Here is a 14,059-nt window from a genome sequence, read left to right as displayed (position 1 = left end):
GCGTCAGGCCAGCGCGACGAGCACGCGGCCGTCCTCGACGCGCACCGCATGCGCGCGCACCGAGTGCTCGGGCGCCTCCAGGCATTCGCCGCTGCGCAGGTCGAAGTGGTTCTTGTAGAGCGGCGAGGCCACGACGATGCGCTCGCCCAGGCTGCCGACCAGCCCGCGCGAGAGCACGCTGGCGCCGGCCTTCGGGTCGACGTTGTCGATGGCGAAGAGCGAGGGCTCCTGGCCGACGCGAAAGATCGCGACATGCACGCCGTCGACCAGCGCGCACACGCCGGTGTCGGGGAGGATGTCGCCGGCGGCGCACACGGCGGTCCAGTTCAGGGTGTCGGTGGTCATGGGGTTTCCTTCGTTGTCGGTCGCTCAGGCGGCGCTGGTCTCGCGGCGTTCTTCGGGGCGCGCAGGGCGGTTCTGGCCGCGCTCCTGCACGAAGACGATGTGCTCGTCGGGCTTCTCGCTGTTCACGAAGGAACGGAAGCGCTGGCGCGTGGCGGGGTCGTTCACCGCGGTCTTCCATTCGCACTGGTAGGTGTCGACCACGTGCTGCATCTGCGCCTCGAGCTCGGCGCCCAGGCCCAGCGTGTCCTGCAGCAGCACGCCCTTGAGGTAGTCGAGGCCGCCCTCGAGGTTCTCGCGCCAGGTGCTGGTGCGCTGCAGGCGGTCGGCCGTGCGCACGTAGAACATCAGGAAGCGGTCGATCATGCGGATGAGGTCGGCCTTGCTCAGGTCGCTCGCCAGCAGCTCGGCGTGGCGCGGCTTCATGCCGCCGTTGCCGCACACATAGAGGTTCCAGCCCTTGTCGGTGGCGATGATGCCGACGTCCTTGCCCTGCGCCTCGGCGCATTCGCGGGTGCAGCCCGACACGCCGAACTTGATCTTGTGCGGCGCGCGCAGGCCCTTGTAGCGGTTCTCCAGTTCCACGGCCAGGCCGACGCTGTCGTCCACGCCGTAGCGGCACCAGGTCGAGCCCACGCAGCTCTTCACCGTGCGCAGCGACTTGCCGTAGGCATGGCCCGACTCGAAGCCGGCGGCGATGAGTTCTTCCCAGATGGACGGCAGCTGCTCGACGCGCGCACCGAACATGTCCACGCGTGCCCCGCCGGTGATCTTGGTGTACAGGCCGTACTTCTTCGCGACCTGGCCCACGGCGATCAGCCCCTCGGGCGTGACCTCGCCACCGGGCATGCGCGGCACCACGGAGTAGGTGCCGTCCTTCTGGATGTTGCCCAGGAAGTAGTCGTTGCTGTCCTGCAGGCCGGCCAGGTCTTTCTTGAGCACGAACTCGTTCCAGCACGAGGCGAAGATGCTCGCGGCGGTCGGCTTGCAGATGTCGCAGCCCAGGCCCTTTCCATGCTTCGCGAGCAGGTCGGCGAAGCTGCGGATCTCGCCCACGCGGATGAGGTGGTACAGCTCCTGGCGCGAGTAGGGGAAGTGCTCGCACAGGTGGTTGTTCACGGCCATGCCGCGCTTGGCCATTTCCATCTTCATGACCTGCGTGACCAGCGGCACGCAGCCGCCGCAGGTGGCGCCGGCCTGGGTGCAGGCCTTCATCTCGGCGGGCGTGCACACGCCCTGGCCCACGGCCTCGCAGATCTGGCCCTTGGTGACGCTGTTGCACGAGCAGATCTGCGCGCTGTCGGGCAGGGCCTCGACGCCCAGGCCTGGCTTGGCCTTGCCGTCGCTGGACGGCAGGATCAGGAACTCGGGCTCGTCGGGCAGCGCGATGCCGTTGAGCGCCAGCTGCAGCAGCGTGCCGTACTCGCTGGCGTCGCCGACCAGCACCGCGCCCAAGAGCTGGTTGCCGTCTTCGCTGACCACGATCTTCTTGTAGACCTGCTTGCGCTCGTCGATGTACTGGTAGGCGCGCGACTTCGGTGTCTTGCCGTGCGCGTCGCCGATGCTGGCGACGTCGACGCCCATCAGCTTGAGCTTGGTGCTCAGGTCGGCGCCGGTGAAGGCGGCGTCGTCCTGGCCGGCGATGTGGCGGGCGGCCACGCGGGCCATGTCGTAGCCCGGCGCGACGAGGCCGAAGGTCTGTTCGTTCCACGAGGCGCATTCGCCGATGGCGTAGACGTTGCGGTCGCTGGTGCGGCAGTGGCTGTCGATCGCCACGCCGCCGCGCGGCCCCACGGCCAGCAGGCTCTGGCGTGCGAGTTCGTCGCGCGGGCGGATGCCGGCGGAGAACACGATCATGTCGGTCTCCAGGTGCGTGCCGTCGGCGAACACCATGCGGTGCCGCGCGCTCGCGCCGTCGACGATCTCCACCGTGTTGCGGCCGGTGTGCACGTGCAGGCCCAGCGCCTCGATGCTGCCGCGCAGCGCACGGCCGCCGCCTTCGTCGACCTGCACGGCCATGAGGCGCGGCGCGAACTCGACCACGTGCGTTTCCAGGCCCATGTCGCGCAGCGCCTTGGCGCATTCCAGGCCCAGCAGGCCGCCGCCCACCACCACGCCGCTGCGCGACTTGGCGCCGCAGGCCTTCATGGCGTCCAGGTCCTCGATGGTGCGGTAGACAAAGCAGTTCGGCCGGTCGCGGCCCGGCACGGCCGGCACGAAGGGGTTGGAGCCGGTGGCCAGCACCAGCTTGTCGTAGGCGATCACCTCGCCGTCGGCCGTGGTCACGGTGTTGTTGCGCCGCTCGACAGCCACGGCCCGCGCGGCCAGGCGCAGCGTGAAGCCGCTGCGCTCGAAGAAGCCGGGCTCGACCAGCGACAGGTCGTCGGCCGTCTTGCCGGAGAAGTACTCGGACAGGTGCACCCGGTCGTAGGCCGGGCGCGGCTCTTCGCACAGCACGGTGACCTGTGCGCCGGGAATGCCGAGCGTGTGGAGTTGCTCGAGGAACTTGTGGCCGACCATGCCGTGGCCGATGACTGCGATCTTCATTGGGGGTCCTGCACGCAACCGGCCCTGGAAGGCGCCCCCGCAGCCACTGTCGAACAGACAGCGTCGTTGGGGCCCCCGCGACGGAACGGATGCGAAATGGGTTGGAGCAGACGAACCGGCGGCGGGCGGCCATCGGTGCGCTTGAACCCCGCCGTCGTTAGCGGAGGCACTGCGAACCCGCCGCAGAAGCCGGTGGGTCGCCACCGTGTTCAGCAATAAGCGTGCCGCGCTCAAAAGCCCGTGCGGCGGGCCTTGTCGGCCGATGGCGCACCGAAATCGGACCGGGGCCGGCACGCCGCGCACGGGCGTCGTGCGCCGGCGCTCTCCGCATTGGTGCGCCGGGGTGCAGGGGCGCAAGGGGGCGGCGGCGCCGGTGCGCGGGGCTTTTCCGTATGCTCGGGGCCTTGCAACGCAGGGCGAACGCCCCCACGAACCCCGAAGAACTTGCCATGTGCGGCTCCGAACTCCATTCCCTCCCTGAAGGTGTCCAGCGCGTCTCCCGCGTGCTGCAGGACGCCGGCCATCCCCATGCACCCCGCATGCTCGACGACGCCTGCCGCACCGCGCAGCAGGCCGCCGACGCGCTGGGCATCTCGGTCGGGCAGATCGCCAAGAGCATCATCTTCCGGCGCAAGAGCGACGAGGCGGCGGTGCTGGTCATCACCTCGGGCGACAAGCGCGTCGACGAGAAGAAGGTCGATGCCATCGTCGGCAAGACCGGCCGCGCCGACGCCGACTTCGTGAAGGCGCGCACCGGCTTCACCATCGGCGGCGTGTCGCCGGTGGGCCATGTGACCAAGCCCGTGGTGCTGATCGACCGCGAGCTGTTCCGCTTCGAGGAGATCTGGGCCGCCGCGGGCCATCCGCACGCCGTGTTCCAGCTGCACCCGACCGATTTAGAGAAGCTCACCGGCGCGCCGGTGGCCGACGTGGTGTGAACTTCGACGAAGCGCATGCGCTCGCCGAGCGCGCCGGGACCGTGCAGCGCATGGCGGGCGAGGTGCCTTCGCCGTGCTCGTCGGTGTGCCGCATGGACCGCCTGAGCGGCTTCTGCGAAGGGTGCCTCCGCACCATTCCCGAGATCGCCGGCTGGAGCAAGATGGAAGACGACAGCCGCCGCCAGGTGTGGCGCGCGATCGAGCTGCGGGCCCAGGCCGGCATCTGGCGCGTGCCCGAACCCACCACAGGAGACCACGACGCATGAAGCACATCGACTTCTATCTCGATTTCATCTCGCCCTACGCGCACCTGGCGTTCGAGCACCTGCCCGAGGCGCTCGAAGGCCTGAGCGTGAGCGTGGCCTACAAGCCGGTGCTGCTGGGCGCGCTGCTCAAGCACCACGGCCAGCTCGGCCCGGCCGAGATTCCTTCGAAGCGCAGCTGGACCTACCGCCACGTGCTGTGGCTGGGCCAGGCGCACGGCATCCCCATCGAGATGCCGGCCTCGCACCCCTACAACCCGCTGCCGCACCTGCGCCTGGCGGTGGCCACGGGCGACGACGGCAGCATCAGCCGCCTGGCGGCCGAAACCCTCTTTCGCCATGTGTGGCGCGGCGGCGAAGAGGCGGGCGATGCCACGCGGCTGGCCGCGCTCACGGCGCAGCTGCAGCCGAAGCGCGACGTGAACGGCGACGACAACAAGGCCCTGCTCAAGCGCAACACCGACGAGGCCGTGGCGCAGGGCGTGTTCGGCGTGCCGTGCTACGTGGTCGACGGTCGCCTGTTCTGGGGTTTCGACGGCCTCGCGATGCTGCGCGCCTACCTGCAGGGCGACGCCTGGTTCGACGGTCCGCAATGGACCGGTGCCGACCAGCGCCCCTCGTTGCTGCGCAAGAGCTGAGGCTTTTTGCTGCTTCGCAGCAAGGACTGAGGACAAACCCGCGCAGGGTCCTTGTTTCTTACAAGCTGAAACGAGCAGCGCGGGTTTCACCCTAAACCGTAAGCGCCCGTTCAGTTTCGCGAAAGCCTCGGGTCAGTCGCGCCTCCAAGAATGCCCCACGGTCCCGAATGCCGGGAACCGATGGACGCATACATACACACCAGGAGACGACGATGGCAGCCACGCTAGATTCAAGGGGAGTGCCGCATCCGGCCCCCCGGCCCATGTCCGCGGAGGAGAAGAAGGTCATCTTCGCCTCCTCGCTCGGCACCGTGTTCGAGTGGTACGACTTCTATCTGTACGGTTCGCTCGCCGCGATCATCGCGAAGCAGTTCTTCAGCGGCCTGGATGCGGGCGCGGCCTTCATCTTCGCGCTGCTGGCGTTCGCCGCCGGCTTCCTGGTGCGTCCGTTCGGCGCCATCGTGTTCGGCCGCCTGGGCGACATGATCGGTCGCAAGTACACCTTCCTGGTGACGATCCTGATCATGGGCCTGTCGACCTTCATCGTCGGCCTCTTGCCCAGCTACGCGACCATCGGCGTCGCGGCGCCGGTGATCCTGATCGCGCTGCGCATGCTGCAGGGCCTGGCGCTCGGCGGCGAGTACGGCGGTGCCGCCACCTACGTGGCCGAGCACTCGCCGCACGGCAAGCGCGGCGCCTACACCTCGTGGATCCAGACCACGGCCACGCTCGGCCTGTTCCTGAGCCTGATCGTGATCCTGGGCGTGCGCACCTGGCTCGGTGAGCAGGCCTTCGGCGAGTGGGGCTGGCGCATTCCGTTCCTGGTCTCCATCCTGCTCCTGGCCATCTCGGTGTGGATCCGCCTGACGCTGTCGGAGTCGCCGGCCTTCCAGAAGATGAAGGCCGAGGGCAAGACCTCGAAGGCGCCGCTGGCCGAATCCTTCGGCCAGTGGAAGAACCTGAAGATCGTGATCCTGGCGCTGATCGGCCTCACGGCCGGCCAGGCCGTGGTCTGGTACTCGGGCCAGTTCTATGCGCTGTTCTTCCTGACGCAGCAGCTCAAGGTCGATGCGACCACCGCCAACCTGATGATCGCCGCCGCGCTGCTGCTGGGCACGCCCTTCTTCGTGGTGTTCGGCACGCTGTCCGACAAGATCGGCCGCAAGCCGATCATCATGGCCGGCTGCCTGCTGGCCGTGGTCACCTACTTCCCGGTCTTCAAGATGCTGACCGAAGCCGCGAACCCCGACCTGGCCCGCGCACAAGCCACGGCCGGCGTCACCGTGACGGCCGACCCGAAGACCTGCTCGTTCCAGGGCAATCCGGTGGCTCGCGAGATCGACTTCAAGAGCTCGTGCGACATCGCCAAGCGCTACCTCGTGCAGAACTCGGTGAGCTATGAGAACGTGGCCGGCGCGCCCGGCTCCGCGGCCGTCGTGAAGATCGGCGACAAGACCGTCGAGGCACCCACCGGCGTGGTCGCGAACTCCAAGTTCGACGAGACCAGCGTCAAGGCCATCGCCGCCTTCAAGAAGGGCGTGGCCGAAGACCTGAAGGTCGCCGGCTACCCGTCCAAGGCCGATCCCGCCAAGATCAACAAGGTGCTGACCATCGTGCTGCTGTTCTGGCTGGTGCTGCTGGTGACCATGGTCTACGGCCCGATCGCCGCGATGCTGGTCGAGATGTTCCCCACGCGCATCCGCTACACCTCGATGAGCCTGCCGTACCACATCGGCAACGGCTGGTTCGGCGGCCTGCTGCCGACCACCGCCTTCGCCATCGTGGCCTCGACCGGCAACATGTACAACGGCCTGTGGTACCCGATCATCATCGCGGGCATCACGCTGGTGATCGGCACGCTGTTCATCCGCGAGACCAAGGACGTGGACATCTACGCCAACGACTGATCGGCGGCATCTGGAGGGGGCCGCGCGGCGGCTGCCCTCCGTTCAACAAAGAGGCTTCATGCCCCGCGGCATGAGGCCTTTTTCTTGAACCCTCTTCATCCCCCGTTTCACCTTCTCAGGAGACAGTACCCATGTGGAAAATCGTTGTCGGCTTCGTCATCTTCGCCGCCATTGCCCTGTATGTGATTTCGATGGGCGGCGACAAGATCGACATGTCCGGCGAGAAGCACGGCGGCGACACGACGCACGCCCCCGCACCGGCGGCCACGCCGGCGCCTGGCGCATCGGCACCGGCCGCCGCGGCCTCCGCCGCGAAGTAACGCAACGGGGCGCGCGTCAGCGCTTGAAGCGGCCTTCGCTGATGATCGCGAGGTCCGCGAAGTCGATGCCGCTGTGGTCCTGCGGCGAGTAGCTCACCTCGAGCCCGCCGCCCAGGTCGTAGCCCTTGAGGCTTTCGAGCGCCGCGAGCACCTTGGCGCGCGTGGGCTTGGGGCCGGCGCGGCGCAAGGCCTCCACCAGCACCTTGGCCGAGGCGAAGCCTTCGAGCGCGGCCGGTGACAGCTCGCCCTGGCCCTTGGCGCGGGCCAGCGTCAGCGCCTCCTTCACCATCGGCTGGCCCATCGAGCGCTCGCTGGGGAACACCTGCGTCACGATCACGCCGCGGCTGGCGTCGCCCAGCTGCTTGATGAAGCCCGACGAGGCGTTGTTCGACAGCGTGACCACCTGCGCCGCCGAGCCCGCGGCGCGCAGCGCCTTGATGCCGTCGACCACCGCCACGCCCGAGCCGATCCACACCACCGCCTGCGCGTCGGCCTTCATGATGGCGGGCACGATGGTCTTGTAGTCGGGCTTCTCGCGGTCGGCCGGCATGGTCGCGATCGGCTGGGCCTTGCCCTTGGTGAAGCCGTTCATCGCACCCTGCAGCGCGTCGGCACCGAACGAGTCGGTCACGTGGACCACGGCGATGCGCGTCAGGCCGATGGTCAGCAGGTGCTGCACCGCCTTCTCGGCCTCGCGCTGGTAGGTGGCGCGCACGTTGAACACGTGCTTTTGCAGCGGCTTGTGCAGCACCATCGCGCCGGTCGAGGGACCGATGAGCGCCACCTCGTTCTTGTCCAGGTACGGGATGATGGCCTGCGAGTGCGGCGTGCCGCGGCTCATGAAGAGCGCCAGCACCTTCTTGTCCTCGATCAGCACGCGCGCGTTATCGCCCGCGCGTTTGACGTCGAAGGCGTCGTCCATGCGGATCACTTCGATCTTCTCGCCGTGGATGCCGCCCTGGGCGTTGGCTGCGTCGATCACCAGTTGCGCGCCGCCGATGGTCTCGTTCACGCTGGCGGCCACCGAGCCGGTCATGCCCGCGGTCTGGCCGATCACGATCTGGGCCGAGGCGCCCATCGCGCACAGCGCCAGCAGGGCGGCCACGCCGAGCGCGTGCCGTGAACCTGCCACTTTCTTCTTCGTCATGAAAGCCTTTCGGAGCCTTCGGGAGACTCGCTGAACAATTGTGAAAACAAATGTCGCATTTGTTTCATAAAGTGTCTTTGGACGCATCCAGACAAACCCCTGCGCGGGCGCCGCCCATGCGCCGGCGTGGGCCGAAGCGTCACGAAGCACTCCCTAGAATGTTTGCCCCACCCCCCAAGGCACTCATGACACAGGGCTCCATCCGGATTCGCGGCGCGCGCCAGCACAACCTCCAGAACCTCGACCTCGACATCCGCACCGGCGAGATGACCGTGGTCACCGGGCCCAGCGGCTCGGGCAAGTCGAGCCTCGTGTTCGACACCCTCTACGCCGAAGGCCAGCGCCGCTACGTGGAGACCTTTTCCGCCTACGCGCGCCAGTTCCTGGACCGCATGGACAAGCCCGCCGTCGACAAGGTGGAGGGCGTGCCGCCCGCCATCGCCATCGACCAGACCAACCCGGTGCGCTCCTCGCGCTCCACGGTCGGCACGATGACCGAGCTGAACGACCACCTGAAGCTGCTCTACGCGCGCGCGGCCCAGCTGTTCGACCGCGAGACCGCGCTGCCGGTGCGCCACGACTCGCCCGACAGCATCTATGCGCAGATCGCCGAGCGCGCGGCCGCCGCGGGCGACCCGCGCATCGTCATCACCTTCCCGGTCGAACTGCCGGCCGGCACCACGGCGGACGAAGTGACGCAGTGGCTGTCGGCCAGCGGCTTCACGCGCGTGCAGGCCGAGCGCGAGGTGGCCACGCCCACCGGCCCGCGCAAGGTGCTCGACGTGGTGGCCGACCGCTTCCGCATCTCGAGCGCCGAGCGCGCGCGCGTGGTCGAAGCGATCGAGGTGGCGCTCAAGCGCGGCAGCGGGCGCGTCACCGTGCACGCGACCGGCGCGGAAGAGAACGCACCCACCGACGTGTGGAAGTTCTCGACCGGGCTGCACTGCCCTGAAAGCGACATCCGCTACACCGACCCCATCCCGTCGATGTTCTCGTTCAACTCGGCGGTGGGCGCCTGCGACACCTGCCGCGGCTTCGGCCGCGTGATCGGCGTCGACCTGGGGCTCGTGATCCCGAACGACAAGCTCACGCTGCGCGCCGGCGCCATCAAGACCATCCAGACGCCCGCGTGGAAAGAGGCGCAGGACGACCTCATGCGCCACGCCGAGGCGGCCGGCATTCCGCGCGACACGCCGTGGAACAAGCTCACCGAGGAGCAGAAACACTGGGTGATCGAGGGCACGCCCAACTACAAGGACGGCAACTGGAACAAGCAGTGGTACGGCGTGCGCCGCTTCTTCGGCTACCTGGAGAGCAAGGCCTACAAGATGCACATCCGCGTGCTCTTGTCGAAGTACCGCAGCTACACGCCGTGCCCGGTTTGCAGCGGCGCGCGCCTGAAGCTCGACCCGCTGCTGTGGCGCATCGGCAGCAAGGACGACGCCGACGCCGTGCTGCCGCCTGAAAAGCGCTTCCTGCCCACCGGCGCGAAGTGGAGCCGCGCGCAGCTCGAAGCGCTGCCCGGCCTGTGCCTGCACGACCTGATGCTGCTGCCCATCGAGCGGCTGCGCAAGTTCTTCGACCGCGTGGAGCACCACGGCAACGGCAGCCCCGCCAGCGAAGGCGAGGCGCAGGCGCTGAAGCTGCTGTTCGAAGAGATCACCACGCGCCTGCGCTATCTGCACGACGTGGGCATCGGCTACCTCACGCTCGACCGCCAGAGCCGCACGCTCAGCGGCGGCGAGGTGCAGCGCATCAACCTCACGACCGCGCTGGGCACCTCGCTGGTGAACACGCTGTTCGTGCTCGACGAGCCCAGCATCGGCCTGCACCCGCGCGACATGAACCGCATCACCGAGGCCATGCTGCGCCTGCGCGATGCCGGCAACACGCTGGTGGTGGTCGAGCACGACCCGGCCGTGATGCTCGCGGCCGACCGCGTGATCGATATGGGCCCCGGCCCGGGCGCGCGCGGCGGGCAGATCGTGTTCGACGGCGGCACCGACCAGCTGCGCGACGCCGACACGCTCACCGGCCAGTACCTGGGCGGGCGCAAGAAGATCGGCATGGGCTTCAAGCGGCTCGTGAGCGAGAACACGCACCGGCTCATCCTCGAAGGCGTGCGCGAGCACAACCTGAAGAACATCACGGTCGACTTTCCGCTCGCGCGCCTCGTGTGCGTGACCGGCGTGAGCGGCTCGGGCAAGTCCACGCTCATCCAGGACGTGCTGGCGCCCGCGCTCATGCGCCACTTCGGCAAGGCCACCGAGACGCCGGGCGCGCACGACCGCATGCTCGGCGCCGATCACCTGGGCGACGTGGTCTTCGTCGACCAGTCGCCCATCGGCAAGACCGCGCGCTCCAACCCCGCGAGCTACGTGGGCGCGTGGGACGCCATCCGCGAAATCTTCGCCACCGCGGCACTGTCGCGCCAGCGCGGCTACACGGCGAGCAAGTTCAGCTTCAACTCCGGCGACGGGCGCTGCCCCACCTGCGGCGGCTCGGGCTTCGAGCACGTCGAGATGCAGTTCCTGTCGGACGTGTACCTGCGCTGCCCCGATTGCGACGGCAAGCGCTACCGGCCCGAGATCCTCGAAGTGAAGATCGAGCGCAAGGCCAAGGGCTACAACGTGGCCGACATCCTGGAGCTCACCGTGGCCGAGGCCGCGGCGCTGTTCGACACCGACCGCGACGTGCTGCGCGTGCTGCAGCCCATCGTCGACGTGGGCCTGGACTACGTGAAGCTCGGCCAGCCCGTGCCCACGCTCTCGGGCGGCGAGGCGCAGCGCCTGAAGCTGGCGGGCTTCCTGGCCGAAGCGGCCAAGAGCGCGACCGCGAGCCGCCAGATGGTGGCGCGCAAGGGCACGCTGTTCCTGTTCGACGAGCCGACCACCGGCCTGCACTTCGACGACATCGCGCGGCTCATGCGCGCGCTGCGCAAGCTGCTCGACGCGGGCCATTCGCTGATCGTCATCGAGCACAACCTCGACGTGATCCGCGCCAGCGACTGGCTCATCGACCTCGGCCCCGAAGGCGGCGACGCCGGCGGCCAGGTGGTGGCCGAGGGCACGCCCGAGCAACTGCGCGAGAACCGCGCCTCGCTCACCGGCGCGGCGCTGGCCGACTACGAACTCGCCGTCGGGCCCGGCGCCTACAAGGTGGCCGAACGCGCCGCGCGGCGCTACATCGCCAACGCCAAGACGGCGCCGGGCGGCAACGCCATCGAGATCGTCAACGCGCGCGAGCACAACCTGAAGAACCTCAGCGTCGACATTCCGCGCGGCAAGTTCAGCGTGGTGACGGGCGTCAGCGGCTCGGGCAAGTCGACGCTCGCTTTCGACATTCTTTTCAACGAAGGCCAGCGCCGCTACCTCGAATCGCTCAACGCTTATGCGCGCAGCATCGTGCAGCCCGCGGGCCGGCCCGAGGTGGACGCGGTGTACGGCATTCCGCCCACGGTGGCCATCGAGCAGCGCCTGTCGCGCGGCGGGCGCAAGAGCACGGTGGGCACCACCACCGAGGTGTGGCACTTCCTGCGCCTGCTGTACGTGAAGCTGGGCATCCAGCACTGCATTCACGACGGCGCCGCCGTGCAGCCGCAGACGCCCGACAGCATCGCCGCGCAGCTGATGCGCAACTTCAAGGGCCAGCACATCGGCCTGCTCGCGCCGCTGGTGAGCAACCGCAAGGGCGTGTACACCGAGCTGGCCGACTGGGCGCGCCCGCGCGGCTTCACGCACCTGCGCGTGGACGGCGACTTTTTGCCGACCACGGGCTTTCCGCGCATCGACCGCTTCAAGGAGCACAGCATCGAGCTGCCCGTGGCCAGCCTCGACGTGCTGCCTTCGCAGGAGAACGAGCTGCGCGCGGCGCTCACCAGGGCGCTCGAGCACGGCAAGGGCGTGGTCCATGTGCTGAGCGAACTCGACGGCCTGCGCGCCGCCATGATGGCCGGCGTGTCCGCCGTGGGCATCGGCCGCGTGCAGGTGTTCTCCACGCTGCGCGCCTGCCCGGTGTGCAGCACCAGCTACGCCGAGCTCGATCCGCGCCTGTTCAGCTACAACAGCAAGCACGGCTGGTGCCCCGACTGCGTGGGCACGGGCGTCAAGCTCAGCAAGGACCAGCGCAAGGTCTTCGACGATTCGATCCGCGACGACGACAGCAAGGGCCGCGAACAGACCTTCGCCGAGCCCGAGGTGGAAGACCTCGCCGACGTGGCCTGCCCGACCTGCGAGGGCACGCGCCTGAACGCGACCGCGCGCGCCGTGGGCTTCGGCACCGCGGCCGACGGCTCGGGCGGCATCGGCATCACGCAGCTGGCGCGCATGAGCGTGACCGAGGTGCGCCAGTGGTTCGAAGGGCTGGTGCTCAACGGCCGCGAAGCCGAGATCGCGCGCGACCTCGTGCCCGAGATCAAGAGCCGCCTCGAATTCCTCGAGGAGGTGGGCCTGGGCTACCTCACGCTCGACCGTGGCGCGCCCACGCTCTCGGGCGGCGAGGCGCAGCGCATCCGCCTGGCGGCGCAGCTGGGCAGCAACCTGCAGGGCGTGTGCTACGTGCTCGACGAGCCGACCATCGGCCTGCATGCGCGCGACAACCAGATCCTGCTGAACGCACTGCACAAGCTCGGCGAGAAGGGCAACACGCTGGTGGTGGTGGAGCACGACGAAGACACCATCCGCCGCGCCGACCACATCATCGACATCGGCCCGAGTGCCGGCAAGCGCGGCGGCCGCCTCGTGGCCGAGGGCACGGTGGCCGACATCCAGAAGGCCGGCGATTCGCAGACCGGCCGCTACCTGCGCGATGCCATCAAGCACCCGCTGCAGGCGCGCCGCCTCATTCCCTCGCCCGATCCGAAGGCGGAAGACAGCGGCAATTGGCTCACCGTGCATGGCGCCGACCTGCACAACCTGCAGGACGTGACCGCCACGCTGCCGTTGCATCGCCTCGTGGTGGTCACGGGCGTCAGCGGCTCGGGCAAGTCGACGCTGGCGCGCGACGTGCTGCTGGCCAGCGTGCAGGGCATCGTGGTGCAGCGCATGACCAAGGCCGGCCGCGACGCCGATGCCGCGGGCAAGCGCCCGGCCTGGACCGGCTGCCGCGGCGTCGACGGCTACGAGGTCATCGACCGCGTGCTCGAGGTCGACCAGACGCCTATCGGCAAGACACCGCGCAGCTGCCCCGCCACCTACATCGGTTTCTGGGACACCATCCGCAAGCTCTTTGCCGACACCCTTGAGGCCAAGGCGCGCGGCTACGGCCCGGCGCGCTTCAGCTTCAACACCGGCGAAGGCCGCTGCCCGGGCTGCGAAGGCGCGGGCGTGCGCACCATCGAGATGAGCTTCCTGCCCGACGTGAAGGTGCCCTGCGAGGTCTGCCACGGCGCGCGCTTCAACCCCGAGACGCTGGCCGTGAGCTGGCGCGGCAAGAGCATCGGCGACGTGCTGAAGATGGAAGTGGACGAGGCGGTCGAGTTCTTCGCGGCCATGCCCAACATCAGCCATCCGCTGCAGTTGCTCAAGGACGTGGGCCTGGGCTACCTCACGCTGGGGCAGCCGTCGCCCACGCTGTCGGGCGGCGAGGCGCAGCGCATCAAGCTGGTGACCGAACTCAGCAAGGTGCGCGACGACATCACCCGCCGCGGCCAGAAACCGCCGCACACGCTGTACGTGCTCGACGAGCCGACCGTGGGCCTGCACATGGCCGACGTCGAGAAGCTGATCCACGTGCTGCACCGGCTGGTGAACGGCGGCCACAGCGTGGTGGTGATCGAGCACGACCTCGATTTGATCGCCGAAGCCGACTGGATTCTCGACCTCGGGCCCGAAGGCGGCAACGCCGGCGGGCGCATCGTGGCGGCGGCGCCGCCGGAGGAGGTGGTGCGATTGGGTACGCACACTGGCGTAGCTCTAAAGGCCGTGTTGGCACGTTGACGCGCACAGGCGCACAATGGC

The 14,059-nt window shown here is 68.7% G+C and carries 9 protein-coding genes; 6 read left to right on the top strand and 3 right to left on the bottom strand.

Annotation, left to right across the window (positions count from 1 at the left end; translation table 11 throughout):
• Window positions 1–3 precede the first annotated feature (3 nt).
• Together nirD and nirB are read right to left on the bottom strand one after the other, a co-directional pair.
• On the bottom strand, window positions 4–345 hold the full coding sequence (gene nirD / locus AC07Y4_RS00325) for a nitrite reductase small subunit NirD (protein WP_062477342.1): 342 nt from the start codon (window positions 343–345) through the stop codon (window positions 4–6).
• 24 nt (window positions 346–369) lie between these two features.
• Window positions 370–2,889: a nitrite reductase large subunit NirB gene (nirB, locus tag AC07Y4_RS00320; protein ID WP_487850282.1), complete on the bottom strand. Its 2,520-nt coding sequence runs from the start codon at window positions 2,887–2,889 to the stop codon at window positions 370–372.
• A gap of 449 nt (window positions 2,890–3,338) precedes the next feature.
• Between nirB and AC07Y4_RS00315 the strand changes: the two genes are divergently transcribed.
• The 5 genes from AC07Y4_RS00315 to AC07Y4_RS00295 all read left to right on the top strand — a co-directional run bounded on the left by AC07Y4_RS00315 (window position 3,339) and on the right by AC07Y4_RS00295 (window position 6,955).
• Window positions 3,339–3,827 (top strand): YbaK/EbsC family protein, encoded by a 489-nt coding sequence (locus AC07Y4_RS00315; RefSeq protein ID WP_062477348.1) that lies wholly within the window; start codon window positions 3,339–3,341, stop codon window positions 3,825–3,827.
• On the top strand, window positions 3,824–4,093 hold the full coding sequence (locus AC07Y4_RS00310) for a DUF1289 domain-containing protein (RefSeq protein WP_487850281.1): 270 nt from the start codon (window positions 3,824–3,826) through the stop codon (window positions 4,091–4,093). Before AC07Y4_RS00315 ends, AC07Y4_RS00310 begins: the two co-directional genes overlap by 4 nt.
• Window positions 4,090–4,728, top strand: a complete 639-nt coding sequence (locus tag AC07Y4_RS00305) for a 2-hydroxychromene-2-carboxylate isomerase (RefSeq protein WP_095746907.1) — start codon at window positions 4,090–4,092, stop codon at window positions 4,726–4,728. The genes AC07Y4_RS00310 and AC07Y4_RS00305 overlap by 4 nt, the downstream gene beginning before the upstream one ends.
• A 212-nt stretch (window positions 4,729–4,940) precedes the next feature.
• On the top strand, window positions 4,941–6,635 hold the full coding sequence (locus tag AC07Y4_RS00300) for an MFS transporter (protein WP_062477354.1): 1,695 nt from the start codon (window positions 4,941–4,943) through the stop codon (window positions 6,633–6,635).
• 131 nt (window positions 6,636–6,766) lie between these two features.
• The gene (locus AC07Y4_RS00295; protein WP_056577413.1) at window positions 6,767–6,955 is read left to right on the top strand and encodes a hypothetical protein; all 189 of its coding nucleotides are present in this window, start codon (window positions 6,767–6,769) and stop codon (window positions 6,953–6,955) included.
• A gap of 16 nt (window positions 6,956–6,971) precedes the next feature.
• Here the strand turns inward: AC07Y4_RS00295 and AC07Y4_RS00290 are convergent, their stop codons facing one another.
• Window positions 6,972–8,102: an ABC transporter substrate-binding protein gene (locus tag AC07Y4_RS00290; RefSeq protein WP_495274058.1), complete on the bottom strand. Its 1,131-nt coding sequence runs from the start codon at window positions 8,100–8,102 to the stop codon at window positions 6,972–6,974.
• A gap of 185 nt (window positions 8,103–8,287) precedes the next feature.
• On the opposite strand from AC07Y4_RS00290, the gene uvrA reads away from it, so the two are divergent.
• Window positions 8,288–14,038: an excinuclease ABC subunit UvrA gene (uvrA, locus tag AC07Y4_RS00285; RefSeq protein WP_487850300.1), complete on the top strand. Its 5,751-nt coding sequence runs from the start codon at window positions 8,288–8,290 to the stop codon at window positions 14,036–14,038.
• The last annotated feature ends 21 nt before the right edge of the window (window positions 14,039–14,059 follow it).

It is taken from the genome of Variovorax sp. GW460-12-1-14-LB1 (assembly GCF_059423605.1).
The sequence above is the reverse complement of the archived record's forward strand: the minus strand, read 5'-3'. Positions and strand labels throughout refer to the sequence as shown.

Bases quoted from the DNA above. Each gene is read 5' to 3' on its own strand.
- nirD (WP_062477342.1), bottom strand. From the start codon at position 345: ATGACCACCGACACCCTGAACTGGACCGCCGTGTGCGCCGCCGGCGAC.
- nirB (WP_487850282.1), bottom strand. From the start codon at position 2,889: ATGAAGATCGCAGTCATCGGCCACGGCATGGTCGGCCACAAGTTCCTC.
- AC07Y4_RS00315 (WP_062477348.1), top strand. From the start codon at position 3,339: ATGTGCGGCTCCGAACTCCATTCCCTCCCTGAAGGTGTCCAGCGCGTC.
- AC07Y4_RS00305 (WP_095746907.1), top strand. From the start codon at position 4,090: ATGAAGCACATCGACTTCTATCTCGATTTCATCTCGCCCTACGCGCAC.
- AC07Y4_RS00300 (WP_062477354.1), top strand. From the start codon at position 4,941: ATGGCAGCCACGCTAGATTCAAGGGGAGTGCCGCATCCGGCCCCCCGG.
- AC07Y4_RS00295 (WP_056577413.1), top strand. From the start codon at position 6,767: ATGTGGAAAATCGTTGTCGGCTTCGTCATCTTCGCCGCCATTGCCCTG.
- AC07Y4_RS00290 (WP_495274058.1), bottom strand. From the start codon at position 8,102: ATGACGAAGAAGAAAGTGGCAGGTTCACGGCACGCGCTCGGCGTGGCC.
- uvrA (WP_487850300.1), top strand. From the start codon at position 8,288: ATGACACAGGGCTCCATCCGGATTCGCGGCGCGCGCCAGCACAACCTC.